The sequence below is a fragment of the Streptomyces coeruleoprunus genome (assembly GCF_039542925.1).
GTDB classification, from domain to species: domain Bacteria; phylum Actinomycetota; class Actinomycetes; order Streptomycetales; family Streptomycetaceae; genus Streptomyces; species Streptomyces coeruleoprunus.
The window spans coordinates 469,623-495,335 of the sequence record NZ_BAABIT010000001.1 but is presented as its reverse complement, the minus strand read 5'-3'; the positions used below and the strand labels follow the sequence as shown (position 1 = coordinate 495,335).

The following is a 25,713-nucleotide window of genomic DNA, read 5'->3' as shown; positions in this document are numbered from 1 at the left end:
GGTGTTGAACTGGTCTTCTCCGACCTCAGCGTGGAGGTCATCGTGACCCCGCCCCACCACGACCCGGCAGCCTCGCGGCGCGGGACGGCTGACCAGCCCCGCGGGACACCGCCCCGGCGCCGCTCGTGGCTGATCGCCGCCCTCGTCTCCCTCGGCCTCATCGGAGGCGCCGGCGCCATCGGCCTCCTCGCCGACCCCGAACCGGCCGAGCGCACCTCAGCCCCCGCGCAGCCGCAGTCGCCGCCCCCACAGCCCCCGCCGGCCCGGACGTCCTCCTCCCCGCCGCCCACGACGTCTTCGGCACGGCAGCCCGCGGCCCCGGCCCCCGCCGCCGAGCTCGTCGTCGTGCGCATCGTCGATGGTGACACCCTCGATGTGCGGGGTGACGGGCGCGTCCTGCCCGGTGACACGACAGCGCGGGTGCGGCTCATCGCGGTCGACGCGCCCGAGGCGGGTGCCTGCCACGGGGCCGAGGCCACCGCGCGGCTCGCGGCGCTGCTGCCGCCCGGCAGCGCCCTGCGCGCCGAGCGGGACGTCGACCTCAAGGACCCGTACGACCGCTACCTGCTCTACGTCTGGAACGACAAGAACGTGTTCGTGAACGAGTCGCTGGTGCGGACCGGTCACGCCGAGGCCGTGCTCTTCCCGCCCAACGACGCCCGATGGGCCGCGCTGTCGAAGGCCGAGGCCGTCGCCAGGGAGGCGGACGCGGGCCTGTGGTCGGCCTGTGCTGCCCCGGCCGCGCCCCCTGCCGTGCCCTCGGAACCGGAGCCCGTGCCGGGCAATCCCGCTGGTCTGCCCCCGGGGCCCGCCCCCGGGCCCGACCTCGACTGCGGCGATCTCGACGGGCCCGTGTGGGTCGGCTCGTACGACCCGCACCGCCTCGACCGTGACGGCGACGGCGTCGGGTGCGAGAGCGGCTGACGGGGAGCCACGGGGCTCCCTCCCCGGGGCCGGGACGTCCCGCCTTCCGGTGGGCCCGGTCGGTCGGCGAAGATGTGGGGGTCGTCCGTGTCCCCTGTGCGGTGAGCGTGGGGGTCCATCCGTGCCCCGTGCGGTGAGCGAGGAGAGCAGCCCCCGATGTCCCCTTCCGGTTCCGGCGCCCGGCCGCCCACCATCGCCGATGTGGCCCAGGCCGCGGGGGTGTCGCGGACGACCGTCTCGCACGCGCTGAACGGGCTCGGGAAGGTCGACCCGCGCACCCGCGAGCGCATCAAGAAGGTGGCCGCCGACCTCGGGTACCGGCCGAACCTCCGGGCCCAGCGGCTGCGCCGGGGCGAGGCCAAGGCCATCGCGCTGGCCTCGTCGATGCCCTTCGCCGTGGCCGGAGGTCCCTCCCGGCTCGGCTTCTACATGGAGGTGGCCGCGGCGGCAGCCGAGCGCGCGCTCGTCCACGGGTACGCGCTCGTGCTCGTCCCGCCCGTGCGGTCCGGTTCGCCGCTGTACTCCGTCGACATCGACGGCGCCATCGTCGTGGAGCCCGACGCCGACGACGTGGCGTCGGCACAGCTGCGCGAGCGCGGACTGCCCTACGTCACGCTGGGCCGGCCGGTGGCGGCCGGCGACGACACCCCGTACGTCGATCTGCGCGGCGGCCGCGTCGCCGAACTGCTCCTGGCGCACCTGCGCGAACAGGGCGCGCGCCACCCGGCGTTGATCATCGGCGCGGGCGCGCGCCACTCCGCCGTCGACGCCCGAGCCGCCTTCGAACGCGCCGCGGCCGCCCACGGCTGGTCCCCCCTCGTCGCGACCGCCCCCGAGGCGGGCGGCGAACAGGCCGGCTACGACACGTGCGCCGCGCTGCTGGCCCGCCACCCGGAGATCGACGCCGTCTGCGCGCTCGTGGACGCCTTCGCCGTCGGTGCGGTCCGCGCGATCCGGGACAGCGGACGCGCCATCCCGGACGACGTCATGGTCGTCACCCGGTACGACGGACTGCGCGCCCGGACCTGCGAACCGCCGCTCACCGCCGTCGACCTGCACCTGGACCGGGCCGCCGCCGACGCGGTGGAGCTGCTGCTCGCCCGCCTGCGCGGCGACGGCACCACGACCCCCGCCCCGGCCGCGGTGCCCGAACCCGTGGTCGTCCCCCGGGCCTCGTCCCTGCGCCTCACGCCCCCAGCATGAGCACCACCCCCGAGACCAGGGCGAAGCACAGCACGAACACCCGCATCCTGCGGGCGTCCAGCCGGTGGTGCACCAGCCGGCTGAGCCAGGCCCCCGCGGCCAGGGCGGGCAGCAGCAGCACCGCCCACCCCAGCTGCTCCGGACGGCCCCGCCCGGTCGCGAACAGCAGCGCCAGCGAGGCCACTTCGCCGACGAGGAAGCACACGGCGACCGTCGCACGCAGCTCCGCCGCCGGGCGGTGCTGGTAGACCAGGGCGAGCGGCGGGCCGCCCACCCCGGTCGCGGTCTCCGTGAGCCCCGTGACCACCCCGGCGGCCGCGTACGCCCGGCGGCCCGGTGTGAAGGCGGGCGCGGCCAGGCTCACGACCGCGGCCAGCACGGTCGCCGCCCCGACCAGCAGGCCCAGACGGCCGTCCGGGACGGCCCACAGGAGGACGAGCCCGCCCGGCGTCGCCAGCAGCCGCGCCGCCGTGATCCAGCCCGCGCCCCGCAGGTCCAGTGCGGCCCGCTCGCGCCATGCGACGTACAGGTTGAGCGGGACCATCGACGCCAGGACGAACACCGGCACGAGACCGGGATCGAGCAGCCCGGCCACCGGCGCGACGATCAGCGCGAAGCCCAGGCCGCCGGCGCCCTGGACGAACGCCGCGACGGCCACCGTCACCGCCAGGAGCACCAGCGCCTCCGTACTCAACGCCCCGCGCCCCTGTGCCGTGCCTCCGCGGACGTGGGGTGGACGCGCGTCACGGACGCCCGCGCCATGACCTCGCGGGACAGCGTGGCCGCCCGCTCCACGAGCGCCCGGCCGTCCCAGTCGGCCGGCCAGCCGCGCCACAGCCGCAGCCGCCCGCCGACGAACACCGCCGTGATCTGGTCGCGGTTCCCCCGCCGTACCAGCTCCCAGGGCAGGTCCCACGACAGCCGCAGTTCCGGCGTCGACACGTCGACGAGCAGGAAGTCGGCGGCGGCGCCTTCGACGATCGTGCCGGTACGGGCCCCGAGGCCGACGGCGTCGGCACCGCCCCGCCCGGCGTGGTCCAGCCACGTCCAGCCCGCACCGCACGAGGAGTCGCCCATGGCCAGCCCGTACGCCAGCCGCTGCGCGGACTCGGCCGCGTCGGCCAGCCGGAACCCGTCGCCCCGCGTCCCGTCCGTACCGAGGCCGAACCGGATGCCGCGCTCCGCCATGGCGGTCGCCGGGGCCACGGCGTTGCCCTTCCACGCGCTGGCCACGGGGTTGTAGCTCACGGCCGCTCCACTGTCGGCGAGCAGCGTGAGTTCCCGCGGCGTGAGCAGGGTCGCGTGCGCCGCGAGCAGGTGCGGGCCCAGGGCGCCGACGGCGTGCAGGTACTCCAGGGGACGCAGCCCGTACCGGACCAGGGTGCGTTCCACGCCGGCCAGATGTTCGTTGACGTGGATCTGGACGACGGCTCCCGCCTCGGCGGCCAGGCGGGCGGTGTCGCGCAGGGTGCGGGCTGTCGCGGCCTCGGGGACGGAGACCGCGAGGGAGGGATGGACCAGGGCGTCGTCCGCGTAACGGGCGAGGTGCTTCTCGGCGTTCGCGAGCGTCCCGGTGGAGTGCGTGTCCGTGTCCGTGCCCCCGTCCGCGTCGTTGCAGACGAGGCCGAGTACGCAGCGGATACCGGCGTCGCGCGTCGCCGAGGCCACGACGTCCAGGTCCACGGCGGCGCGGGTGCCCGCGTCGGCGACGGTCGTGAACCCGCCGCGCAGCGACTCCAGCGCCGCCAGCTTCGCCGCCACGTACGCGGACTCCTCGTCCAGCGCGGTCTCCAGCGGCACCCACACCCGGCGGAAGATCTCCGACGGCTCCCCGAAGGCCAGGGCCGAGCCGAAGCTCTGCGTCAGGTGGTGGTGGGCGTCCACGAAACCGGGCATCAGCACGTGCCCGGGCAGCCGGACCGGCGTCAGATGCGGATGCGTACGCTCCACCTCATCGGCCGGCCCCACGGCGAGGAACGAGCCGTCGGCCACGACGACCGCCAGGCGCCCGGACACCGGGCCGTCCGGGGTGAACACGGCCTCGGGGACGAGCAGCAGCGGGCCGCCGGCCCCGAGGAGGCCGGGGGAGGGGCTGGGGGAATGGTCGGTCATCGGTCACTTTCCTGCGCGTGCGGCGCATCGGCCACAGAGGGAACGGGTGCGGGAGCGGAATCGGGAGCGGCAGCGGGAGTGGGGGCCGAATCGGGTACGGGGCCGGAGACGGCGGGACCCGGTGCGGCGGGACCCGGTACGTGCCCCGTCGAGCTCGCGCGTGCGGTCCGCCGTCCCACGTGGTGGAACAGGACGTTGAGGACGGCGGCGACGAACCCCCCCACGGCCACGCCGCTTTCGAGGAGGATCCGCAGGTTCGACGGGAAGCCGCTGTACACGCCCGGGATGAGGATGGGCAGCAGGCCGAGCGCGATGGCGACCGCGCAGATGAACGTGTTGGTGTGCCGGTCGAGTTCGGCCCGGCCCAGCATCTGCACGCCCAGCACGGTGATCACGGCGAAGACGACCATGGCCGTGCCGCCGACCACCGCCGACGGCACCACACTGATCGCCCGGGTGACGGGGGCCAGGAAACCGATGACGATCAGGACGACACCGGCGGCCGCCGTGACGTACCTGCTGCGTACGCCGGTGACCCGGACGATCCCGATGTTCTCGCCGCTCGTCACCATGAGCGGCAGCCCGAAGAAGCCGCCGAACAGGGACGTGGCCGCGTCGCCGCGTACGGTCCTGGGGACGTCCTGGCGCTGGTCGATCCGCTTGCCGACCGCCTCCGCGTTGATGACGGTCTGGCCGGTGGCCTCCGCCATGGAGGCGAGGCTGTACAGCATGAGCGGCAGCGCGGCGATCAGGTTGAACTCGGGCGAGCCGAACGGCAGCGGCCGCGGCACGCTCAGCAGTCCGCCCTCGGCCGCCGCGCCGAAGTCGGCCGCGCCGATGAGGAAGGACAGGACCGTACCGGCGATGAGGCCCAGCATGACGGCCAACTGCCGCAGCACCCCGGTGAACAGGCGGTAGAACGCGACGGTGAAACCGATCGTCGCCATGCCGAGCACGAGGTTGGCGGGGTCGGCGAAGCCGGGCTGGCCGGGGCGGCCGGTGACGAGCACCGCGCCGACCTTCACCAGGTTCACCCCGACGATGACGATCATCGTGCCGATGACCAGCGCGGGGAAGAACGCGAGCAGCCGCGAGAAGACCGGCAGGACGACGAAGTAGAACGCGGCGGTGATGATGACCGCGCCGGTCGCGGTCCGCAGGCCGTGCTGTTCGGCGATGGCCAGGAACAGGATGAGCGGGGCGCCGCCGGGCAGCATGACGAACGGCAGCCGGGGCCCGAACTTCCAGGGCCCGAGGGACTGGATCAGGGATCCGACCCCGGAGAGGACGAAGGCGGCCGACAGCAGATTGACCGTCAGACCGGGATCGAGTTCCAGCGTGGCGCTCATCAGGAAGACGGCCGAGATGGGGGTCGCGGCCATGACGAGGACGTGCTGCAGGCCGAAGAGCAGGATCCTGCCGAGCGGCCGGGACTCGTCCACGGGGTGGGGCGCGGACCCGCGGCCGGTGGCCGTGGCGGTGGACGCGGTGGCTGGGGCGGTGTGCGGCCCGGACGGGGGCGTGGGGCGGGACGTGGGGCGGGGACTGGGCACGTTCGAGCTCCGTTCGGCTCGCTCCGGATCAGGCCGCGGCCGGGCCCGGGACGGGGGCGCGGACCAGGCGGCCAAATCGATTTGGCCGCCAGTATGTGAGGGGCGGTCCAGCGCGTCAAGACATGGGTACGGGCGCCTCTGGCGGCCGGAGAACGAGGCGCGGGCACGGCGGTGTTGAGGGAGAGGGGGGCGAAGAACCGGTGTGATGATCCGTCGATAGGGTGTCGGTCGAGTCGTGTGACCGCGCGACTCGCGACCGAGAACAACCGAACAACAAGGGGGAAATCCACGTGCGTATCCGTACGGGTGTGGCTTCCGTTGCCCTGGCGGCCCTGCTGGCCGCTGGTGCCGCGGTTCCGGCTCAGGCCGCCACCAACAGCCCGGCGCAGGGCGCCGGCACCGCCGCGCAGAGTCAGACGGCCGCCCGCGCCGGCTCCGGTGTCGGAGCCTTCCAGATGGGCGGCGACCTGGTGCACTTCTCGCACACGGTGGCCAAGACCGTCAACGCCCACGGCTGGTGGAAGCGGCTGAGCGGACCGGCGACCAAGGCGAAGGTCACGGTGTGGATCCAGGTCAAGAGCGGATCCGGCTGGCGGACGCTCAACACGGGAACGAAGACGGTCTACTCCGGCGGTGGCAGCGGCAAGCGGGCGTCGGCCGCCTGGAAGTGCACCAACCTGATCGCGAAGAACACCTTCCGCAGCGTCGTCGACGTCGACCTCGTCGGCTACCCGGACGACGCCTACAAGAAGGTCACCACCCCGCAGACGCTGTACTGCGGCGTCTGACTGGAAGCCGAGCGGTGACCGAAGCCGAGCGGTGACCGAAGCCGAGCGGTGACCGGAAGCCGAGCGGTGACCGGAAGCTGAGCGCGGCGGCGCCGGAGGGATACCCTTCCAGCGCCGCCGTCCCGTTTCTCCCCGTCTTTCCTGGAGTGCCCGTGTTTCCCCCCACCGTCATCGTCGGCCTTCACGGCTCGCTCACCGCACATCCCTGGCTCGACCGGGTCGTCGAGCGGGATCCCGGCGGGCGGATCGAGGAGGACCTGCTCGCCCTCACGGTCGAGCGGGCCGGCTCCTACGGCTGGCAGACCGTCAGCACCTGGCTGAACGAGGGCGGCGAGGTCACGGCCCACCACGAGCCCACCGCGTGGGCGCACGAGGAGGCCGGCGGGGACTGGGCCCGGGACGGGCGGGTACGCCAGCTGGCCTGGCTGCAGGCCGGCGTGCTCACGGACCCTCCGCGCCCCGGTCTGCCCGTCCGGCCGATCGCCCTGGTGCTGGCCGAGACCCTGATCCGCGTGGGCGTGCCGGTGTTCACCGGCCTGCACGCCCTGCTGCCGCTGGACGCGGCCGAGCGCAACACGGCGTTCCACCAGATCGAGCTGGCGCCGTGGTTCGCCCTCGCGGATCCCGACGCCCGGTACGACGTGGTGGTGACCGTCTCCTGCCACCCGGGCGCGGGTGTGAGCGACGACGACGCGGCGGCCGTCCGCGAGGCCGTACGGGACATGGCGCAGGGCGCGGTGGAGGTCTCGCCGTCCCTGACGGGAGGCGGCCTGCCCGGCCTGGACCTCGACCTGAGCCGTGTGCCGCACACCGCGGGCATGCGGGAGGCGATGCGGCTCGGCTGCCGCACCCGGGAGTGGTCGCCGGACCTCGCCGTGTGGCTGCTGGAGATGGTCGCCGACGCCCTGCGCGGGGCGGGGCGGGTGGTGCCGGTGGTGGTGACGGTGTCGCTGGCGGAAGTCGGCCCGAGCACCTGACGAGGGTCAGGAGGCGGACGGCCTGCCGTAGGTCGCCACCATGATGTCCAGGGCCACCTTGCTCGTGTCCTGGCCCTTGGCGTCGGTGGAGTTGACGCTGTGGACGAGCGTCCGGGAGCCGTTGCGGGTGGAGGCGATGGCGGCGTTGTAGCCCCAGCGGCCACCCGTCTTGCCCCACACCTCGCGCCCGCCCAGCTTCTTCATCGACAGGCCGACGGAGTACGCGGCCGGGGCACCGGTCTTGACGTCCCGCACCCGCGGCAGCGTGAACATCTCCTCCAGGAGCGGGCCGCGCACCACCCGGCCGGCGAAGAGCGCCCGGGTGAACCGCTCCAGGTCCGCCGTGGTCGAGATGATGTCCCCGGCCGCCCAGCCGTCCGTCGTCCCCCACACCGACACGTCCCGCAGGCCCACCGTGCCGTCGTCCAGGGTCATCCGCTGGTAGCCGTGGTTGTGCCGGCCGGCGATGTGCGGGTTCGTTCCGGGGAGGTAGGTGTCCCGCAGCCCGAGCGGGCGGAGGATCCGGCGGGCGACCTGGTCCTCGTAGGAGTCACCCGTGACGCGCTCGATCAGGAGCCCGGCGATCGTGTAGCCGATGTTCAGGTAGTGCTGCTTCTCGCCCGGGGCGAACTCGGGCTTCTTCGACGTCGCCGAGCGGACGGTGGCCTCGGGGTCATGGATCTCGAAGCGGTTGGCGTACCACTCCTCGACCGTGTTCCCGGGGAAGTCGGCGGCCGGGATGCCGTGCGTGTGGTCGAGCAACTGCCGGACGGTGACGTTCTCGTACGACACCGGGATCAGCTCCGGCAGGTACGACCGCGCGCTGCGGTCCAGGTCCAGCCTGCCCTCGCCGGCCAGTTGCAGGGCGACCGCCGCCGTGAAGACCTTGGTCACGGAACCGGCCCGGAAGCGGGCGCCCGGGTCGGCCGGCCGGTTGCTCTTCAGGTCGTGCACGCCGGAGCTGCCGTGCCACACGCCCTCGGTGCCCCCGACACGTACCAGAGCGGCGGTCGCGTCCGCCGCCGGCACGCCCGCGAGGGCGGCCTCCAGACCCCGCACGGTCTCGCTCCAGGAGGGCGGCGCGGAGACGTCGGCGGACGGGGCGGACGCGCCGGGCGCGGCGGGGGCCGGGGTGGACGCGGCGGCCGGCAGGGCCGCGGCGCCCGCCGTGACGCCGAGGACGAGCGCCGCGGCGAGCAGCGTGCGCGGGGTGCTTCTCATGGTCGACTCCAAAGGTGGTGAGCGATGTTCACCCCATCCTGCTGACCAGCGGATTTTCCCGGATCGCCCGCTCAGGCGGTCTTCCCGGCCCAGCTCCTCGCCGACGCGGGGGAGGCACCGGGCCGGGGTCCTCCCCCGGGCGGGGGATCCCCCGCCGTGACCAGGCCCATCTCATAGGCGCAGATCACCGCCTGGATCCGGTCCCTCAGCCCCAGCTTGGCGAGCACGTGGCCCACGTGCGTCTTGACCGTGTGCTCGCTGACCACCAGCTCCGCGGCGATCTCCGCGTTCGACAGCCCCCCTGCGAGCAGCAGCAGCGTCTCCCGCTCGCGGCCGGTCAGCACGTTCAGACGGGGATCGGACCGCCGGGGCCGCCCGGCCGGCCGGGTGTACTGCTCCACCAGGCGCCGCGCCACGGTCGGGGCGAGCAGCGAGTCGCCCCGTGCCACCACCCGCACCGCGTACACCAGGTCGTCCCGCCGCACGTCCTTCAGCAGGAAGCCGCTCGCACCCGCGTGCAGCCCCTCGTAGACGTACTCGTCCGAGTCGAACGTCGTCAGCATCACCGTCCGGCAGGCACTCTCCGCGCTGATCGTGCGGCACGCCTCGATCCCGTCCACGCGCGGCATCCGGATGTCGAGCAGCGCCACGTCCGGAGCGTGCCGCCGCACCGCCTCGACCGCCTCGGCGCCGTCGCCCGCCTCCGCGACGACCTCGATGTCCGGCTGGACGTCCAGGATCATCGCGAAGCCGCTGCGCACCAGCTCCTGGTCGTCCGCCACCACCACACGGATCGTCAACGCGCCACCTCCGGCGGGGACGGTACGGGGATACGGACCCGTACTTCGAACCCCCGGCCGTCCGGGCCCGGCCCGGTGACCGCCGTGCCCCCGTGCGCAGCCGCCCGCTCGCGGACCCCCACCAGGCCGTGGCCGCCGCTGCCCGGAGCCTGCCGCGGACCACGCCCGTCGTCCGTCACCCGGATGTCCAACGCTCCTCCTCCATGGGCGAGTCGCACGTGCGCGGTGCGGGCGGACGCGTGCTTCACCGTGTTCGTCAGCGCCTCCTGGACGATCCGGAAGGCGGTCGCCCCGACCGCGTCCGGCAGCCCCCGCACGGCCCCCTCCGTCCCGTACACGACGTCGAGCCCGCCGCCCCGCACCCGGTCCAGCAGATCGGGCAGCGCGGCCAGGCCCGGCTGCGGCTCGCGGGGGGCGTCGCACGGCACGTCCTGCTCCCGCAGTACGCCGAGCATGCGGCGGAGCTGGGCCATCGCCTCCCGGCCGGTCTCGGAGATCGCGTCGAAGGCGGCCTCCGCCCGCTCCGGAGCGGTGCGCACGGCCACCGGACCGGCCTCCGCCTGCACGATCATCAGGCTCACCGCGTGGGAGAGGATGTCGTGCATCTCCCGTGCGATCCTGGCCCGTTCGCGCGCGGCGGCCTGCTCGGCCTCGACCCGGTTCGCGCGCTGCCGGGCGTCGGTCAGCCGGCCGAACACGTAGGCGGCGGCGAACACGAAGAGCGAGAACGTCAGCTCCCGCAACGAGCGGGTGTTGAGCCACACCGACACCGGAACGGCGACCACCAGCAGGACACCGGTGGCCAGCCGTTTCCACGGCGGTGACAGGGCCGCGACGGTGTACACGATGACCAGCCCGGCGTACGGCAGCGGCTGCCCCGGCCCCTCCAGCGCCAGCCTGTACAGCGCGCTGGTCGCGAGGATCGCCAGCAGCACGGCGACCGGGGCACGCCGGCGCCAGACCAGGGGGACGACGGTGAGCGTCATCAGCCCGTACGCGGGCCACGTCGCCGGCTCCAGGCCGGGCGGGCGCGGCACCACGAACGGCATCGTGATCGCCGCCTGGACCAGGAGCGCGATCCCGATGTCGACCGTCAGGGGGTTGGCCGCGCCCAGCGCCCGGGCGCGCTCCCGCCACCGCCGCACGCCGCCGCCCACGCCCTCCCTCGCACGAGTGTTCCAGAGCTTCACCGCGGTCACGTTACCGTCCTCCCGTGACCGCCCGGTCAGGGGCGCCGCCGCGCCGACCGCCGGAACCGGGGGCCCGGCACCGCCGCACCCGTGGACCCGGGACGCGGCCCGCTTCCCCGGCTGCCGCGTCGCCCCTACCCTCGGCGGAGTGACCCGGCCGGCCCATGACGAGGTGGTGGACGGAGTGACCCGATGAGCCCGGCGACTTCACCCGGCGAGTTCCCCGAGGGGCCGGAGCTGTTCCGGCTCGGGGCGCACGTGGCCCATCTCAACCACGGGTCCTTCGGCGCCGTACCGGTGCCCGTGGACCGGGCACGGCGCCGCCTGCAGGCGGAGGAGCACGCCGATCCCGACGCCTTCTTCCTGGGCGTACCGGACCGGCTCGCCGCCGCGCGGCGGCGCGTGGCCGCCCACCTGGGCGCCGACCCCGAGGGGATCGCCTTCGTCACGAACGCCACCGAGGCCGCCAACCTCGCGCTGGACGCCCTGCGCCTGGGGCCGGACGACGAGGTCCTGGTCACCGACCACGGGTACGGCACCGTCGTCGCGGCCGCCGCCCGCCGGGCCCGGGTGACCACCGTCGTCCTCGATCCGGCGCTGCCCGACGAGGAGGCGGTGCGCAAGGCGGTGCTGGCCGCCGTCACGCCCCGTACCACGGTGGCGCTGCTCGACCGGATCAGCTCGCCCACCGCCCGCCCCGTCGCCACGCCCCGGCTGCTGGCCGGCCTCGCCGAGCGCGGGGTGACCACCGTGGTGGACGGCGCCCACGCACCCGGCATGCTCGCGGCCCCGCTGGCCGGCCGGCCCGACTTCTGGTTCGGCAACCTGCACAAGTGGGGGTACGCCCCGCCGGGCAGCGCCGTCCTGGCCGTCGCGCCCGCCCACCGCTCACACGTACGGGCGCCCGTGCCGTCCTGGGAGGACCACCACGGCTTCCCCCGCGCCGTGGAGAACCGGGCCACCGTCGACTACACCGGCTGGCTCGCCGCCCCCGAGGGCCTGGACCTGCTCGCCGCGCTCGGCGCGGACCGGGTGCGGGCCCACAACAGCGCCCTCGCGGGCTACGGCGCCGAACTGCTCGCCACGCTCCCGGGTGTGGTGCCCCTGCCCGCGGACGAGTCCCTGGCCATGCGGGCCCTGCGCCTGCCGGCCGGCCTGGCCCGTACCCCCGCCGAGGCGGCGGCGCTGCGCGAGGAGATCGCCGCCCGGCTGGGCTGCCGTGTCCTCATCTGGCCCTGGCCGGGCGGCGGCGGCATCCGGATCTGCGGCCAGATCTACAACCGGCCGCAGGAGTACGAGCGCCTGGCCGCCGGGCTGCGTGCGCTGCTCGACGGCCGCTGACGTCAGGGGCAGGTCTCGCCGAACTTCACCGCCGTGAGCGTGACGGGCCGGCCGGTCATCGCGGTGCCGGCCGCCGGATCCTGGGTGCAGACCTGCCAGTTGGACTCGACCAGGACCATCCGGCCTTCCGGCGACGCGTCCTGGACGGTGAGGCTGGTGCCGGAGTCGAGGGCCCGGCGGGCGACCTTGACCGACTTGCCCGTGAAGTCGGGCATCGTGGCGCCCGCGGTGGGCGTGTCGGTCCCGGCGTCCTCGGGGGGACAGGTCTCCTGGAGCTTGACGGTGCCGAAGTCGATCCGCGTGTCGGTGGGGTGCGCGCCGGGCTGCGGTGTCTGGGTGCAGACCTTCCAGTTGCGGTCGGAGATCTGGTTGCGGCCCCGGCCGAGGGCGTCGTGGGACGTCAGGTGGTGGAAGCCCAGCTCCTGGGCCTTGTCCTGGGCGCTCTGCAGGCCCATACCGACGAAGTCGGGCAGCTGCCCCTTCGCTCCCTTCGTGGGCCCGGCGCCGGGCGCGGGTGCCTGCGTGGTGGTGGCCGCGGAGCCGCCCGGCGCGGGGCCGGCGGGCTTCGTCGTGTCGTCGCAGCCGGTGAGCACGAGGAGTGCCGCGGCGCCGAGGCCGGTGATGGTGGTGCGGATGCGCATGGTCCCCCCATGGCTGTACGGACGAGAAGGGACATGGTGCACCCGCCGGTGACCGAATGTCATGTTCCGGGAGCGGAGCGCCGCCACGCCGCCGGATGCCGGGCCGTCGCCTCCCGGCCGACGACCGTCTCGATGTGCGGAGGCGTCCAGTCGAAGTGCGGCCGGTCCTCAGGGGACCGGCCGCACGCGCGTCGGTGATGTCGGCTGCCGGCGTGGCCGGCTCGGCGCCTTCGGGGTGTCCGTCCCACGGGCGGGCCCGTGTGGTCGGGGACCACCCGACGTCTCCGTGCCGGTCGCGGCCGCCCGCCGCGTACGGACGGCCGCAGGGGTCACAGGTCACAGGCCGCCGGTCTGGAGCAGGCGGTTCGGGGAGCCCTTCGTGACGGTCAGGGTGCCCTTGACGGACTGGTCGGCGAGCCAGACCGCGACGTTCTCCGGGCCGGCGGCGGGGTTCTGCGCCTTGTAGAGCGCGGCGACGCCGGCGACGTGCGGGCTGGCCATGGACGTGCCGTTCAGAGCGACGCTGCCGCCGCCGAGCCGCGCCGAGATGATCTGGGCGCCCGGCGCGTAGATCCACAGGCACCGGCCGAAGTTGGAGAAGTTCGTCTCCTGGTCGAGGTGGTTGGTGGCGCCGACGGTGACGACGCGCGAGGCGCTGGCCGGCGAGATGCCGCACGCGTCGACCGCGTCGTTGCCGGCGGCGACGACCGGGAGGACACCGCTGTCGGACAGGGCGGTGGCGGCGAGGTTGACGGCCTCGGAGCGGGGGCCGCCCAGGGAGGCGTTCAGGACGGCGGGCTGGACGGCGTTGCGGGCGACCCAGTCCATCCCGGCGATGATGCCGGCGTTGGAGCCCTTGCCCTCGCAGTTGAGGACGCGGACGCTGACCAGCCTCACCTGGCGGGCCACCCCGTACGTCGAGCCGCCGACGGTGCCGGCGACGTGGGTGCCGTGGCCCTGGCAGTCCTGGCCGTTGCGGCCGTCGCCGATGGCGTCGAAGCCCGCGTACACGCGGCCCGCGAACTCCCGGTGCCCGTAGTCGATGCCGGTGTCCAGGATGAACGCCCAGGCGCCCGCCCCGGTGCTGTTGACGTTGAACTGGTTGTCGAGCGGCAGGTACGGCTGGTCGATCCTGTCCAGGCCCCAGCTGGAGGCCGCGACGCGCGGTGCGGCGGGGCTCGCCTGGACGGGCGCCGCGGTGACGACCGCGTCCTGCTCGACGGCCTCCACCTCGGGAAGCGTCCGTACGGCGGCGAGCTGTTCGGCGGTGAGCCGGGCGGCGAAGCCGCTGAGGGCGCGGCTGTAGGAGAACAGCGGGGTGACCCCGGCCCGTTGGGCGACGGTGGCCGAGGTCACGTCCCGTTTGAGCGTGACGATGTACTGGCCGGTGATGCCGCCCTCCGCCTGCGTGCGCAGCGGTGCGGGGGCGGACCTGAGGGGCGGCCGGGACGGGGGATCGGCGGCGGCGGTCGTGGCGGGAGCGGCGGCGAGGGGGACGAGCAGCAGGAGCGCGGAGGTCATCCGGCGCAGGGGCCTCTTCATGCGGAACTCCGATCGGCCGAGGGGGCGTTGGGGTACGCCTCCGCCCGGTATCTGGCCCGCCGGAGGGCGACCGCCACCCGCATGACAGGTGCACGCCATTCGTCATATGAGATGCCTGAGTGGTGTGTTTGTGGCTCTCTGTGACGTTTGTCGCTCACTGGGCGTGCAACCCGGTCATGAAGGAGACCGCCGCAACCGGTCGAGAAGGAGAGCCGAGAAGAGCCGGCCGCCACGGTGACGGCACCGCGTCGAACGGTCGGCACAGGGAGTGACGAAGCCGCCCTCCGGCCCCGGAGCCGGGTGACGGCCCGGAGGTGACCAGGCATGGAGAAGGGCCTCGTGACCGGTAGGCGCCGGACGGACCCCGCCGAGCCCGACGAGGCCGCCGACCTGGTGCGCCAGTACCTCGCGCAGATCTCCGCCACGCCGCTGCTCGGCGCCGAGGAGGAGGTGGACCTCGCCAAGCGCATCGAGGCCGGCGTGTACGCCGACGAGCTGCTGCGCGAGGCCGAGGCCGACCGCCGCGACCTGCCCGCCGGACGCACCCGCGACCTGGAGGCCGCCGCCCGCGACGGGCAGCACGCCAAGGACCACATGGTCCGCGCCAACCTCCGGCTCGTCGTGGCGGTCGCCAAGCGCCACAGCCGCCGCGGCCTGCCCCTCCTCGACGTCATCCAGGAGGGCAACCTCGGCCTCATCAGGGCGGTCGAGAAGTTCGACTACACCAAGGGCTACAAGTTCTCCACGTACGCCACCTGGTGGATCCGCCAGGCCATCGAACGCGGCCTCGCCCAGCACGCCCGGACCGTACGGCTGCCCGTCCACGTCGTGGAGGAGCTGTCCAAGCTGGGCCGGCGCGAACGGGAACTCCAGCTGCGGCTCGGTCGCGAGCCGACCGCCGAGGAGGCCGCCGAAGCGGCCGGCATGACGGCCGAGAGGGTCACCGCGCTGCGCCGCATGGGACGCGACGCCATCAGCCTGGACACCCCGGTCGGCGAGGAGGGCGGGACCGTCGTCGGCGACCTGATCGAGGACGCCGAGGTCCTCCAGGCCCCCCACGTCGTGGAGTACCGCGCCCTCGCCGAACAGCTCCGCGAGACCATCGGCACCCTCGCCCCGCGCGAGGCGATGATCCTCAGCCTCCGCTTCGGCCTCCACGACGGCCACACCCGTACGCGCAAGGAGGTGGCCGAACGCCTCGGCCTCACCCCCGAGCGGGTACGCCGGCTGGAGAACCGCGCGCTGGCCCAGCTCCGCGTCCCCGAACGCCGCCGGCCCCTGCTGGAGTGGGCGGGCTGAGCCCGGGCGCGCGGTCGGCCCTCCGGCCGGCCGGAACGGCGCGCGTGCCGGCCGGGGCCCGCCTGGCCTGAAAGCCCCCGCCCCGGCCCTCCCGCCGTTTCCCCGCACCACCCCCCGGGTAGCGCCGTCGGCATGTTGTCGGTGTATGCCGCCGTCCCGGGCGGCCCCGCGTACCTCGCCAGGAACCCCGACCACCCGCACTACGCGGCCAGCACCATGAAGGTGGCCGTGCTGGCCGCCCTCCACCGCAGCGGCCTCGACCTCGACGCGAAGGTGCCGCTGCGCAACGCGTTCCCCTCCGCGCTGCCCGGCGCCCCCGACTACGCCATTCCGCCTGACCTCGAAGTCGACGCGGAGACATGGGCGTTGCTGGGCCGCCGGGTGTCCCTGCGGCGGCTCGCCCGGCAGATGATCGCCCACTCCTCGGACCTCGCGACCAACACCCTGCTGGCCCACATCGGGATCGACGCCGTGGACGAGATCTGGCGCCTCGCCGGGGCCGGACACTCCACGACACGGCGCGGCATCGAGGACGCCGCCGCCCGCGCCGCCGGCATCACCAACCTCGTGACCGCCGCCGACCTCGTACGCCTCCTGTGCTGGCTGCCCCGGCCGGTCCTCGGTGAACTCGCCCACAACAGGCACCGCGTGGACCTCGCCGCCGGGCTCCCGCCCGGCACCCGCATCGCCTTCAAGAACGGCTGGATCACCGGCGTCCGCCACAGCGCCGCCGTCGTCCTCCCCGAGGACGCGCCCCCGTACGCCCTCGCCGTCTGCTACACCGGCCCGCTCGCCTCCGGACACGCCGTGGCCGACCCCGCCGCCCGCGTGCTGGCACGCGTCTCCGCGCGCGTCTGGTCGCTGCGCCACACCGGAAGGAGTGCCTCCGGTGTCGGTGAACCGGCCACCGGGTGAACAGACCGTGCCTGCCGACCACTTCCCCTGACGGGCACGAGTCTGAGATCTTGCGCGTCGACCACTTCTTCACCACGGCCCGCCCCGGCACCACCCGTGCCGACGGGCCTTCGGAGGACACCATGCTTCCCCAGATATCCACCCGGTTCAGACGTGCGGCCGTGACCGCCGCCGCCCTCGGCGCGGCCGTCGCCTTCGCGGCTCCCCCCGTGCCCGCCGCGGCCGCCCCGTCCGCGCCGACGGCGGCCTGGGCCGCCGGAACCCGCGCGTACCTGGTCATCACGGCACCGGGGGACACCTCGGCCGTGCGCTCCGCCGTCACCGCCAACGGCGGTACGGTCTTCGCGCACTACGACGCGATAGGCGTCGTCGTGGCCCACTCGACCTCCACGACGTTCGCCGCCACCATGCGGGGGATCAGCGGCGTGCAGCAGGTCGGCGCGACCCGCACCTCGGACGTACCGGCCGACGCGTACAACCCGGCGCTGCCGGCGGCCCCGTCGCAGACGCCCACCACGCTCACCGAGTCCAACCGCTGGGACATGACCCAGATCAAGGCCGACCAGGCCTGGGCCGTGACCACCGGTTCGCCCACCGTCAAGGTCGGCGTCCTCGACACCGGCGTCGACGACCTCCACCAGGACATCGCGCCGAACTTCAACGCCGCGGACTCCGTCTCCTGCGCCTACGGCCGCCCCGACACCCGCGCGGGCGCCTGGCGCGACGTCGACACGCACGGCACGCACGTCGCCGGAACCATCGCCGCAGCCAAGAACGGCAAGGGCGTCATCGGTGTCGCCCCCGGCGTGAAGATCTCCTCCGTCCGCATCGCCGAGCCGAACACGGCGCTGTTCTACCCCGAGAACACCATCTGCGGCTTCATGTGGGCCGGCGACCACGGCTTCAAGGTCACCAACAACAGCTATTACACCGACCCGTGGATGTTCAACTGCCCGGACGACGCCGACCAGGCCGCCATCATCGAGGGCGTACGGCGCGCCCAGGCGTACGCCGAGGGCAAGGGTTCCCTGCAGATCGCCGCAGCGGGCAACTCCAATTACGACCTGGCGAACAAGACCACCGACTCGACCAGCCCCAACGACTCGACGCCGGTCACCCGGAACATCACCAACGCCTGCATCGACATCCCCGCCGAGCTGCCCGGCGTGGTCACCGTCTCCGCCATGGGCCGCGGCAACGTCAAGGCCTCGTACTCCAACTTCGGCCGCGACGTCATCGACATCGGCGCCCCGGGCGGTGACGGCTCGTACGGCGTGTACTCGACGCTCCCCGGCGGCAAGTACGGCAACAAGAACGGCACGTCGATGGCGTCTCCGCACGTGGCGGGCGTCGCCGCGCTGATGGCCAGCACCGACCCCGCGCTCACCCCGGCGGACCTCCGTGCCCGGCTGGCCTCCCAGGCCACCGACACCGCCTGCCCCGCCGACAGCCGCTGCACCGGCACCACCGCCAGGAACGGCTTCTTCGGCGAGGGCCAGGTCGACGCGCTGAAGGCGGTCTCCGGCACCACGCCGACGCCCGGCACGTACTTCGAGAACACCACCGACGTGGCCATCGCCGACAACGCCACCGCGGAGAGCCCCATCACGGTCACCGGCGTGAGCGGCAACGCGCCCGCGGCCCTCAAGGTCGGTGTCGACATCAAGCACACCTACCGCGGTGACCTCGTCCTCTCGCTCGTCGCGCCCGACGGCACGGTGTACCCGCTGGAGGACTTCGCCAACAACGACGGCACGGACAACGTCGCCAAGACGTACACGGTCGACGCCTCGTCCGAGGCGGCGGGCGGCACCTGGAAGCTCCGCGTCCAGGACGTCGCCGCGCAGGACACGGGCCGGATCGACGCCTGGAACCTGACCTTCTGACGTCCCTGATCAATCCCCGGAACGACGAAGGGGCCCCCGCCCGGCTGCTGCCGGACGGGGCCCCTTCCCGCGCTCACTTCACGTTGACCGCGGCCCAGGCCTTGTTCACGGCCTGGTACTCGGCGCTGCCCGCGCCGTACAGGTCGCTCGCGGCCTGCAGCGTGGCGGTGCGGGCGCCCGCGTAGGTCGTGCTGGACGTCATGTAGACCGACAGCGCCTTGAACCAGATCTGGTACGCCTTGACGCGGCCGATGCCGGTGACGGCGACGCCGTCGTAGGTCGGCGAGTCGTAGCTCACGCCGTTGATCGTCTTCGTGCCGCTGCCCTCGGACAGCAGGTAGAAGAAGTGGTTGGCGACGCCCGACGAGTAGTGCACGTCGAGGCGGCCCACGGAACGCGACCAGTAGTCGGCGGACTTGCCGTCGCGGCTCGGCTTGTCCATGTAGCGCAGCGGGGTGCCGTTGCCGCGGATGTCGATCTTCTCGCCGATGAGGTAGTCGCCGGGGTCGTTGGCGTTGTTGGCGTAGAACTCCACGGACGTGCCCAGGATGTCGCTGGTGGCCTCGTTGAGGCCGCCGGACTCGCCGCTGTAGCGCAGGCCGGCGGTGCGGGACGTCAGGCCGTGGGTCATCTCGTGGCCGGCCACGTCGATGGAGGTCAGCGGCTTGGCGTTGTTCGCACCGTCGCCGTACGTCATGCAGAAGCACTGGTCGGACCAGAAGGCGTTGACGTACGCGTTGCCGTAGTGGACGCGCGAGTAGGCGGCCTTGCCGTCGCCCGCGATGCCGTTGCGGCCCAGCTCGTTCTTGTAGAAGTCCCAGGTGAGGGCGGCGCCGTAGTGGGCGTCGACGGCCGCGGTCTGCCGGTTGGTCGGCAGGCCGTTGCCCCAGGTGTCGTCGGCGTCGGTGAACAGGCTGCCGGTGCCGGAGGTGCCGCCGTTCAGGTCGTACGTCCTGTGGCCGCCGCGCCCGCTGTCGAGCAGGTCGAAGCCGGCCGAGCCGGGCGTGGTGCCGAGCGGGACGGTGCCGCTGTACTGGCTGGTGCCCGTGCCGGTCTCGATGGCCTCGTACTGGTACAGCTTCTTGCCGGTGGCGGCGTCGGTGACGACGTGCAGCTCGCTCGGGGTGCCGTCGTGCTGGAGGCCGTGGACGACCGTCTCGTACGCGAGGACCGGCTTGCCGGTGGCGGCCCAGATCACCTTGCGCGGCGCGGTCGAGGTGGGCGCCTCGTCGGCGTGCGCGTCACCGGCGTGGACGCCCTCGGCCGCGGCGGCGAGGGCGGCCTTGCGGGCGGCGGCCGGGGCGACGGCGGCGGCGGTGGACGCGACGGCGATCCGCGCGCCGGTCGCCTTGGTGACGCCCTTGTCGCGGCCGTCCTTGGCGGTGTGGACGACGAGGTCGCCGCCGAGGACGGGGAGGCCCTCGTAGGTGCGCTCGTAGCGCGTGTGCACCGTGCCGTCGGCGTCCTTGACGACGTCGCGGACGACCAGCTTCTCCTTGGCGGTGTCCAGCCCGATCCGCTCGGCCGTGACGGCCGCGGCCGCCTGGGCCTGGCGGAGGGCGGCGACGCGCTGGGAGGCGGCCAGCGGGACGGCGGTCGCGCCCGCCGCCCGGTCCGCCGAGGGGGCGGCGGTGCCCGTGGCGGTGGCCGTGCCCGACTGGACGCCGACCACGACCATGGCGGCGGAGGCGGCGAGGGCGGCGGCGCGTATGGCGGTGCGCGAAGTGCGGGAGTACGGGGACACGCGGTCTCCTTCTCTCGATCCGTGGGGGATGGGGATGTGGCAGCGAGAGTGACAGAAGATGACCTTGGGTTGACAGATACTGGTCAAGTTTTTGACCAGCTCTTGTCCTGAAGGTGCGGTCCAATGTCCGCTATCCGAACGGCGGTTGGGGACCCGCGGGGATTTGCTCGGGACTGGGCGGGGAGTCCGGGTTGTTCGCCGCGCGGTGTGGCAGAGTGACGCCGGACCGCCGTGCGGCGGAAGGACGGAGGGGTGCGTGAGCGAGCTGGACGTGTTCGTGATCGGCGGGGCCGGAGTCGACACCGTGGTGCGCGTCCCCGAACTGCCCGTGCCGGTACGCGACTCCGTGCACGTGCCACCCATCGAGAGCTACGTGGCCCACACGGGCAACGGCGTCGCCCTCGGCTGCCACCACCTCGGCCTGCGGACCCACTTCGCCGACGTCATCGGGACCGACCCCGAAGGCGACCTGATCCGCTCCGCGTACGCACGCGCGGGGCTCTCCTTCGACCACCGCACCCATCCCAGCGGCACCCGGCGCAGCGTGATCCTCGTCGACGACCGGGGCCGGCGCATGTCCTTCTACGACGGCCGCCACCCCGCCGGCATGACCGTGGACCCGCTGCTCTACCGCCCGGTCCTCGGCCGCACCCGCCACGTCCACGTCTCGATCATGGACTGGGCCCGCCACGCCCTCGCCGAGGCCGTCGCCCTCGGCGTACCGACCTCGACCGACCTGCACGACTGGGACGGACACCACGACCACCACCGCGACTTCGCCTACGGCGCCGACCTGGTGTTCGTCTCCGCCGCGGCGCTCGGCGACCGGGTGGAGGAGGTCGCACAGGACATCCTCGCCAGGGGCCGCGCCCGGGCCGTCGTGGTGACGGCCGGGGCCGACGGCAGCCACCTCCAGCTGCCGGGCGCGCCCATGCGGCACGTCCCGGCAGCCGCCCTGCCCGCCGACCGGATCGTCGACACCAACGGCGCGGGCGACAGCTACGTCGCGGGCTTCCTCCATGCCCGGCTCGCCGGAGCGGACTGGGAGGCGTGCATGCGGGCCGGCTCGCTCGCGGGCGCGCACGCCTGTACGACCGCGGGCACGCACACCTCGTTCATCACCGCGGAAGAGCTCTCCGCGGCCATGGCCGGTCCCGGGACGGAAACCGGTGCGGCCGCCCCCGCCTGACCGAGTCCGGCGGGGACGGCCGCACAGGCACCACAGGCCTACCGGTGCAGCTGCTCCGGTGCCACGAGCGTCGCGACCAGCGGCGCGGGCGCGACCGCCGCGGGGGCCGGGGCGTCCGAGCGGGCGGCCGCCCCACGGCGGGCCTTCCCGGCGGGAGCGGCCAGCGCCCCGTCCACGTACGCGTACAGCGCGTCCGTGATCGGGTCCGGCAGGGGCTTCCCCTGCTCGTCGAAGCGCTGGTACTTCATCAGGTTGTAGCCGATGGAGACCTGCCGGCGGCCGTCCTCCGAGGACAGCGACCACGTGCCCGCGCCGAAGACCCCGCCGTCGTGGCCCCAGTACCAGCCGCCGTTCGGCATCTTCAGGGTGTAGATGCCGAGCCCGTAGCGCATCGCCGGCTCCTCGCCCGGCTCCGGCTCGTAGGCCGGCACGGTCGTCTTCATCTCGCGCAGCTGAGCGGCGGGCAGCAGTTTGCCGCTCAGCAGCCGGCGGTAGAAGTCGTTGAGGTCGGCCATCGTGGAGACCATCGCGCCGGCCGTGCCGCCCCACGACATGTCGTACTCGCTGTAGTCGCGCGGCGGGTCGATGAGCCCGTACATCGACTCGTACATCCCGGCGTGCGGGCCCTTGATGGCCGCCGTGCGCGGGAAGTACGTGTGCCGCAGCCCCGCCTTGCGGATGACGTTGCGGGTGATGTAGGCCTCCGCGTCCTGGCCCGTGACACGCTCCAGGATCAGCCCGGCGAGGATGTAGTTGGTGTTGGAGTAGGAGTACGTGCCGCGCTTCGCGACCGGCTTCGCCGCGAGGCCCAGGCGCGCCAGCTGCTCCGGCTCCCAGTGCCGGTGACGGCCCTCGTCGAGCGCCTTGCCCGGGTTCTCCAGCAGGCCCGGGAAGGCGGGAGGATGTAGTCCGGTATGCCGCTCGTGTGGTTGAGCAGCATCCGCACCGTCACCTCGCGGCCCTCCTCCCCGGGGACGAGGTCCGGCAGGTACCGGCCGATGGGCGCGTCCAGGTCGATACGGCCCTTGGCGTTCTGCTGGAGCACGGCGACGGCCGTGAACGTCTTGGTGATGCTGCCGATGCGGTGCTCGAAGTGCGGACGCGTCGGCCGCTTCGTCGCCACGTCGGCCAGGCCCGTGGCGCCGCGCCACTGCTCGGAGCCGTTCCGCACCGCCGAGTACGCGCCGTACATGCCGGCCTTGTGGAAGGCGTCCAGCGACGTCCGCAGCGCCTCGCGGTCCAGGCCGGACGGGGAGACCGCGGCGGCCGCGGCGGTGGTGGTGCCGCCCGCGGGCCCGGCGACGGCCGCCTGTGCCGGTAAGGCGCCGGTGGCGAGCGCGAGCACCACCGTGGAGGCGACCGCCACCAGGCGGGCGCGCCGCAGGGCGGGCGAGGTGGTCGGGCGGGGTGAGGACATGCGTCGGTCATCCTGTTCTCGTTGGTTCTCGCCTGGTGCGAGCGGGATGTGACCCATCCTCACCTCGCCCTCCCGGCCCGGGCCTCCACCCTCGGAAGGATCTTGTGCACGGGAAGGTATGACGTTTGTCAGGGCGACGGGCGCCGATTCCGCGGTATTCCGCCCCCTTCGGCGTACACCCTCCGATCCGTACGACCCGCCCCCGGCTGTCAGGCGGGTGCCGCTGCCGCCCCCTCACCGTCGTCCCGGTACGCCGCAGCCTGGAGCCGGAACATCTCCGCGTAGGCGCCGCCGAGGGCCAGCAGCTCCTGGTGCGTACCGCACTCGGTGATCCGCCCGTCGTCGAACACATAGATCGTGTCGCACTCCACGACGCTGGCGAGCCGGTGCGAGATCAGCACCGTGATCCGGTCCGGCCGCCGCGCCCCGCGCAGCACGGCCCGGTAGACCGCGTGCTCCGCCCGCGGGTCCATGCTGGCGGTCGGCTCGTCGAGGAGGAGCAGCGGCGCGTCCTTGTAGATGCCGCGGGCCACGGCGATCTTGGCCCACTGGCCGGCCGACAGCTGCCGTCCGCCCCGGAACCGCTTGGACAACAGCGTCGACCAGCCGTCCGGCAGCCCGGCGATGACCTCGTCCGCCCCCGAGGCCACCACGGCGTCGAGGGCCTCCCGCGGGCGGGCCCGCGTGAGCGTTCCCCGGGAGACGGTCACATTGGCCAGGGCGCTGAACGGGAAGTGGACCGGGTCCTGGAGGACCGTGGCGACCCGCGCCTGCACGGACTCGGTGTCCATCTCCCCGACGTCCACGCCGTCCCAGCGGATCGCCCCGCCGTCCGGGTCGTACAGGCCCGCCAGCAGCCGTGAACAGGTGCTCTTCCCCGACCCGTTGACCCCGACGAACGCGACCGTCTGCCCCGCCCGCAGCGTCATCGACACCCCGTCCAGCGCGGGCGTCTCCTTGCCGGGGTAGGTGTACGAGACGTCCTCCAGGGTGATCACCCCCACCGTCCCCGGCGCGGTCAGCTCCCGCCGGCGGGGCAGCAGCCCCGGCACCGCTCCTGGAACGCCAGCAGGTCGTCCACCCACATGGCGTGCTCGTACACCAGGTGTCCCACGTCGACCAGTCGCGTCAGCGCACCGTGGCTCGCCTGGATGGCGAGGACGGCGCCGGCGCCGGCGGCCAGCGGCAGCCAGCCCGCGATCAGCATCGCGCCCAGCACGGTGTACGTGACACCGGTGCCGAGCCCGCCCGCCGTACGGCCCGCCAGGTTCAGCAGGGCCGCGTCCGTCCCGAGCCGCGTGTCCTCCCGCGCGATCAGCGTGGTGAGCCGGGAGTGCTCGTCGAGCAGGGCGCGCTGCGCGGTGTCCGAGCGCAGTTCGGCGGCCGCGTCCTGGTCCAGCAGCAGCCAGGAGAAGACCCGCACGCGGCGCTGGAGCGCGTTCCACCGCCGGAAGCTGTGGAACCGGGCCCGCGTCGCGCGGACCGCCGCCGCCCCGACGGGGACCACGGACAGCGGCAGCAGCAGGATCAGCAGCGGGTGCAGCACGGCGAGGACACCTGCGGTCCCCACGAGCCCCAGCAGCGCGGACGCCAGGGAGACGACCTGGCCCACGATCTGCCGGGCGTAGAACAGGCCCCGGTCGTTGGCCCGGTAGGCGTCGTCGTGCCAGTCGGGGTCGTCCACCACCTCCAGCCGCACATGGGCGGTCAGACGCAGGAACTCCCGCTCCAGCGCGGTGCGGATCTTCGGGGTCAGCCGGGCCTGGGCCAGGGAGACCCCCGCCTCCAGCAGGGCCCTGGCGGACAGGAGGGCCACCACGAGCAGGATGGCCGGCACGGCGGCGCGGACCCTGTCCGGCGTGGGCCCCTGGGCGAACAGTTCGTGCAGGACGGTCACGGACGCCATGAGCCCGAACGCGGCCATGGAGGCGGAGCCCAGCTGGAGCACCACGACGGCCGCCGTCGCGGCGCGGTCGGCGGCCCAGGCGAGCCCGCCGATCCGCCGGACGATCCGGGGCAGCCGGCCCGCGATCCGGGACAGGCTCGCGCGGGCGGCGGCTCCGTCGTACACGGACCAGTACGCCTCCTCCATCCCGTCGGTCGGGTCGTCGCCGCCCGACGGGCCGGCGGCGAGCTCGGCCGGCGGCAGGGGCAGTGCCTCGCCCCTGGGGCGCGGTACGGGCGGGGTGCCGGGTGCCGTGCCGCGTACGTCTTTCCCGCTCATGCGCGCCACCTCCCCGCCGGTCGTGAGGAGCGGCCGAACGCGGCCACGGAGGCGTCAATCAGACGCCCGTGCGCGGTGTGGCACAGGACGGGCTTCTCGAACACGGCGCGAGGCACGGCAGGGGTGGGCACAGGGTTCATCGCTTCTCCCGGAATCAGGGTGGTCGGGCATCGTCCACCCGGTAACGCGCCTGTTCACGGCGGTGTCACGGCGACGGAAGAGCGAAGCGTCGAAGAAAGGTGCGACGGGCGGGCGGCGGGCCAAGGGGCGCCGAGCGAGGGACGTCGTGACGGCGCGTTCGATTCACCCGTGTGTGTCGGGCTCACCCGTGTGAGGGATTGCCCGCCCGGGAGGCCGTGCGGAGGCCGTGCGGGAACGGCGAAAACCGGACGGCTTCGACGCCCTCACCGGCCGACCGCCGAGCGGGCTCGGTGCCTTATATGAAGGCCGCTGTGGAAGTCAACCGCTGGCCACAGCATTTCGCATATGCCTGATTGATAATTCCCCTGGCAATTGCGTTATGCAGGCAGCGTTTTCGAGGCACATAATATTGACAGTCCGATCGCCTCTGCGCGTTAATGTCTGAAGCGGCCGCTTGACGTTCTCGTGCGCCCGTAGGCGGGCGCCTGTGCTGTGCTTCCAGTGGCTCGGCGCGTAGGTGTGACGATACCTCGGAAGAGGGCCGGATTTCCGGGTCTTCGACCAAGAGGTGAACGAGCGGGGATGGCGAATCGGGATTTCCCTGGG

Annotated in this window: 22 protein-coding genes; 9 read left to right on the top strand and 13 right to left on the bottom strand. The window is 73.7% G+C overall.

Going from position 1 to position 25,713, the window contains the following annotated elements; all coding sequences use genetic code 11:
• Positions 1–42 precede the first annotated feature (42 nt).
• Complete coding sequence (locus ABEB09_RS02325; protein ID WP_345686550.1) at positions 43–924, top strand: thermonuclease family protein; 882 nt, start codon at positions 43–45, stop codon at positions 922–924.
• A gap of 156 nt (positions 925–1,080) precedes the next feature.
• Positions 1,081–2,127, top strand: coding sequence for a LacI family DNA-binding transcriptional regulator (locus ABEB09_RS02320; RefSeq protein WP_345686548.1), 1,047 nt, complete (start codon positions 1,081–1,083; stop codon positions 2,125–2,127).
• Here the strand turns inward: ABEB09_RS02320 and ABEB09_RS02315 are convergent.
• From ABEB09_RS02315 to ABEB09_RS02305, 3 genes are read right to left on the bottom strand one after another with little or no spacing between them, the layout of a single operon-like run.
• Complete coding sequence (locus tag ABEB09_RS02315) at positions 2,111–2,821, bottom strand: sulfite exporter TauE/SafE family protein (RefSeq protein WP_345686546.1); 711 nt, start codon at positions 2,819–2,821, stop codon at positions 2,111–2,113. The genes ABEB09_RS02320 and ABEB09_RS02315 overlap by 17 nt on opposite strands.
• Positions 2,818–4,239: an amidohydrolase family protein gene (locus ABEB09_RS02310; protein ID WP_345686544.1), complete on the bottom strand. Its 1,422-nt coding sequence runs from the start codon at positions 4,237–4,239 to the stop codon at positions 2,818–2,820. The genes ABEB09_RS02315 and ABEB09_RS02310 overlap by 4 nt, the downstream gene beginning before the upstream one ends.
• A complete protein-coding gene (locus tag ABEB09_RS02305) occupies positions 4,236–5,792 on the bottom strand; it encodes a uracil-xanthine permease family protein (protein WP_345686542.1) in 1,557 nt (518 codons plus the stop codon). The genes ABEB09_RS02310 and ABEB09_RS02305 overlap by 4 nt, the downstream gene beginning before the upstream one ends.
• A 308-nt stretch (positions 5,793–6,100) precedes the next feature.
• Between ABEB09_RS02305 and ABEB09_RS02300 the strand changes: the two genes are divergently transcribed.
• Both ABEB09_RS02300 and ABEB09_RS02295 read left to right on the top strand, forming a co-directional pair.
• Positions 6,101–6,580, top strand: a complete 480-nt coding sequence (locus ABEB09_RS02300; RefSeq protein WP_345686540.1) for a hypothetical protein — start codon at positions 6,101–6,103, stop codon at positions 6,578–6,580.
• Positions 6,581–6,732: 152 nt separating this feature from the next.
• The gene (locus tag ABEB09_RS02295; protein WP_345686538.1) at positions 6,733–7,557 is read left to right on the top strand and encodes a hypothetical protein; all 825 of its coding nucleotides are present in this window, start codon (positions 6,733–6,735) and stop codon (positions 7,555–7,557) included.
• 6 nt (positions 7,558–7,563) lie between these two features.
• On the opposite strand, the gene ABEB09_RS02290 is transcribed toward ABEB09_RS02295, so the two are convergent.
• From ABEB09_RS02290 to ABEB09_RS02280, 3 genes are all read right to left on the bottom strand, one after another.
• The gene (locus ABEB09_RS02290) at positions 7,564–8,778 is read right to left on the bottom strand and encodes a serine hydrolase domain-containing protein (RefSeq protein ID WP_345686536.1); all 1,215 of its coding nucleotides are present in this window, start codon (positions 8,776–8,778) and stop codon (positions 7,564–7,566) included.
• 71 nt (positions 8,779–8,849) lie between these two features.
• Complete coding sequence (locus ABEB09_RS02285) at positions 8,850–9,578, bottom strand: response regulator (RefSeq protein ID WP_345686534.1); 729 nt, start codon at positions 9,576–9,578, stop codon at positions 8,850–8,852.
• Entirely contained in the window at positions 9,575–10,723 is a 1,149-nt protein-coding gene (locus ABEB09_RS02280) for a sensor histidine kinase (protein WP_425580060.1), read from the bottom strand. Before ABEB09_RS02280 ends, ABEB09_RS02285 begins: the two co-directional genes overlap by 4 nt.
• Before the next feature lie 237 nt (positions 10,724–10,960).
• On the opposite strand from ABEB09_RS02280, the gene ABEB09_RS02275 reads away from it, so the two are divergent.
• Positions 10,961–12,109, top strand: a complete 1,149-nt coding sequence (locus ABEB09_RS02275; protein WP_345686532.1) for an aminotransferase class V-fold PLP-dependent enzyme — start codon at positions 10,961–10,963, stop codon at positions 12,107–12,109.
• 2 nt (positions 12,110–12,111) lie between these two features.
• Here the strand turns inward: ABEB09_RS02275 and ABEB09_RS02270 are convergent, their stop codons facing one another.
• Positions 12,112–12,750: a PASTA domain-containing protein gene (locus tag ABEB09_RS02270; protein WP_345686530.1), complete on the bottom strand. Its 639-nt coding sequence runs from the start codon at positions 12,748–12,750 to the stop codon at positions 12,112–12,114.
• Between the two features lie 336 nt (positions 12,751–13,086).
• Positions 13,087–14,292 (bottom strand): S8 family peptidase, encoded by a 1,206-nt coding sequence (locus tag ABEB09_RS02265; RefSeq protein ID WP_345686528.1) that lies wholly within the window; start codon positions 14,290–14,292, stop codon positions 13,087–13,089.
• 324 nt (positions 14,293–14,616) lie between these two features.
• On the opposite strand from ABEB09_RS02265, the gene ABEB09_RS02260 reads away from it, so the two are divergent.
• The 3 genes from ABEB09_RS02260 to ABEB09_RS02250 all read left to right on the top strand — a co-directional run bounded on the left by ABEB09_RS02260 (position 14,617) and on the right by ABEB09_RS02250 (position 18,392).
• On the top strand, positions 14,617–15,591 hold the full coding sequence (locus tag ABEB09_RS02260) for a sigma-70 family RNA polymerase sigma factor (protein ID WP_345686526.1): 975 nt from the start codon (positions 14,617–14,619) through the stop codon (positions 15,589–15,591).
• 132 nt (positions 15,592–15,723) lie between these two features.
• Positions 15,724–16,506: a serine hydrolase gene (locus ABEB09_RS02255; RefSeq protein WP_345686524.1), complete on the top strand. Its 783-nt coding sequence runs from the start codon at positions 15,724–15,726 to the stop codon at positions 16,504–16,506.
• A 122-nt stretch (positions 16,507–16,628) separates the two neighbouring features.
• Positions 16,629–18,392: a S8 family peptidase gene (locus ABEB09_RS02250; protein ID WP_345693816.1), complete on the top strand. Its 1,764-nt coding sequence runs from the start codon at positions 16,629–16,631 to the stop codon at positions 18,390–18,392.
• 73 nt (positions 18,393–18,465) lie between these two features.
• Here ABEB09_RS02250 and ABEB09_RS02245 read toward each other — a convergent pair whose 3' ends face one another.
• On the bottom strand, positions 18,466–20,136 hold the full coding sequence (locus ABEB09_RS02245; RefSeq protein ID WP_345686522.1) for a M4 family metallopeptidase: 1,671 nt from the start codon (positions 20,134–20,136) through the stop codon (positions 18,466–18,468).
• A 256-nt stretch (positions 20,137–20,392) separates the two neighbouring features.
• Here ABEB09_RS02245 and ABEB09_RS02240 point away from each other — a divergent pair, with 256 nt between their 5' ends.
• The gene (locus ABEB09_RS02240) at positions 20,393–21,325 is read left to right on the top strand and encodes a carbohydrate kinase family protein (RefSeq protein WP_345686520.1); all 933 of its coding nucleotides are present in this window, start codon (positions 20,393–20,395) and stop codon (positions 21,323–21,325) included.
• A gap of 38 nt (positions 21,326–21,363) precedes the next feature.
• On the opposite strand, the gene ABEB09_RS02235 is transcribed toward ABEB09_RS02240, so the two are convergent.
• The 4 genes from ABEB09_RS02235 to ABEB09_RS02220 form a co-directional block, all read right to left on the bottom strand.
• Complete coding sequence (locus ABEB09_RS02235) at positions 21,364–22,146, bottom strand: serine hydrolase domain-containing protein (protein WP_345693815.1); 783 nt, start codon at positions 22,144–22,146, stop codon at positions 21,364–21,366.
• Positions 22,059–22,742 (bottom strand): serine hydrolase domain-containing protein, encoded by a 684-nt coding sequence (locus tag ABEB09_RS02230; protein ID WP_345686518.1) that lies wholly within the window; start codon positions 22,740–22,742, stop codon positions 22,059–22,061. Before ABEB09_RS02230 ends, ABEB09_RS02235 begins: the two co-directional genes overlap by 88 nt.
• Before the next feature lie 209 nt (positions 22,743–22,951).
• Positions 22,952–23,794, bottom strand: coding sequence for an ABC transporter ATP-binding protein (locus ABEB09_RS02225; RefSeq protein WP_345686516.1), 843 nt, complete (start codon positions 23,792–23,794; stop codon positions 22,952–22,954).
• Positions 23,761–24,966: a hypothetical protein gene (locus ABEB09_RS02220; RefSeq protein ID WP_345686514.1), complete on the bottom strand. Its 1,206-nt coding sequence runs from the start codon at positions 24,964–24,966 to the stop codon at positions 23,761–23,763. Before ABEB09_RS02220 ends, ABEB09_RS02225 begins: the two co-directional genes overlap by 34 nt.
• Positions 24,967–25,713: the final 747 nt, after the last annotated feature.

Coding starts and splice junctions, on each gene's coding strand:
- ABEB09_RS02265 (WP_345686528.1), bottom strand. CDS start 14,292: ATGAAGAGGCCCCTGCGCCGGATGACCTCCGCGCTCCTGCTGCTCGTC.
- ABEB09_RS02260 (WP_345686526.1), top strand. CDS start 14,617: ATGGAGAAGGGCCTCGTGACCGGTAGGCGCCGGACGGACCCCGCCGAG.
- ABEB09_RS02230 (WP_345686518.1), bottom strand. CDS start 22,742: ATGTCCTCACCCCGCCCGACCACCTCGCCCGCCCTGCGGCGCGCCCGC.
- ABEB09_RS02220 (WP_345686514.1), bottom strand. CDS start 24,966: ATGAGCGGGAAAGACGTACGCGGCACGGCACCCGGCACCCCGCCCGTA.
- ABEB09_RS02275 (WP_345686532.1), top strand. CDS start 10,961: ATGAGCCCGGCGACTTCACCCGGCGAGTTCCCCGAGGGGCCGGAGCTG.
- ABEB09_RS02250 (WP_345693816.1), top strand. CDS start 16,629: ATGCTTCCCCAGATATCCACCCGGTTCAGACGTGCGGCCGTGACCGCC.
- ABEB09_RS02255 (WP_345686524.1), top strand. CDS start 15,724: ATGTTGTCGGTGTATGCCGCCGTCCCGGGCGGCCCCGCGTACCTCGCC.
- ABEB09_RS02310 (WP_345686544.1), bottom strand. CDS start 4,239: ATGACCGACCATTCCCCCAGCCCCTCCCCCGGCCTCCTCGGGGCCGGC.
- ABEB09_RS02270 (WP_345686530.1), bottom strand. CDS start 12,750: ATGCGCATCCGCACCACCATCACCGGCCTCGGCGCCGCGGCACTCCTC.
- ABEB09_RS02290 (WP_345686536.1), bottom strand. CDS start 8,778: ATGAGAAGCACCCCGCGCACGCTGCTCGCCGCGGCGCTCGTCCTCGGC.
- ABEB09_RS02320 (WP_345686548.1), top strand. CDS start 1,081: ATGTCCCCTTCCGGTTCCGGCGCCCGGCCGCCCACCATCGCCGATGTG.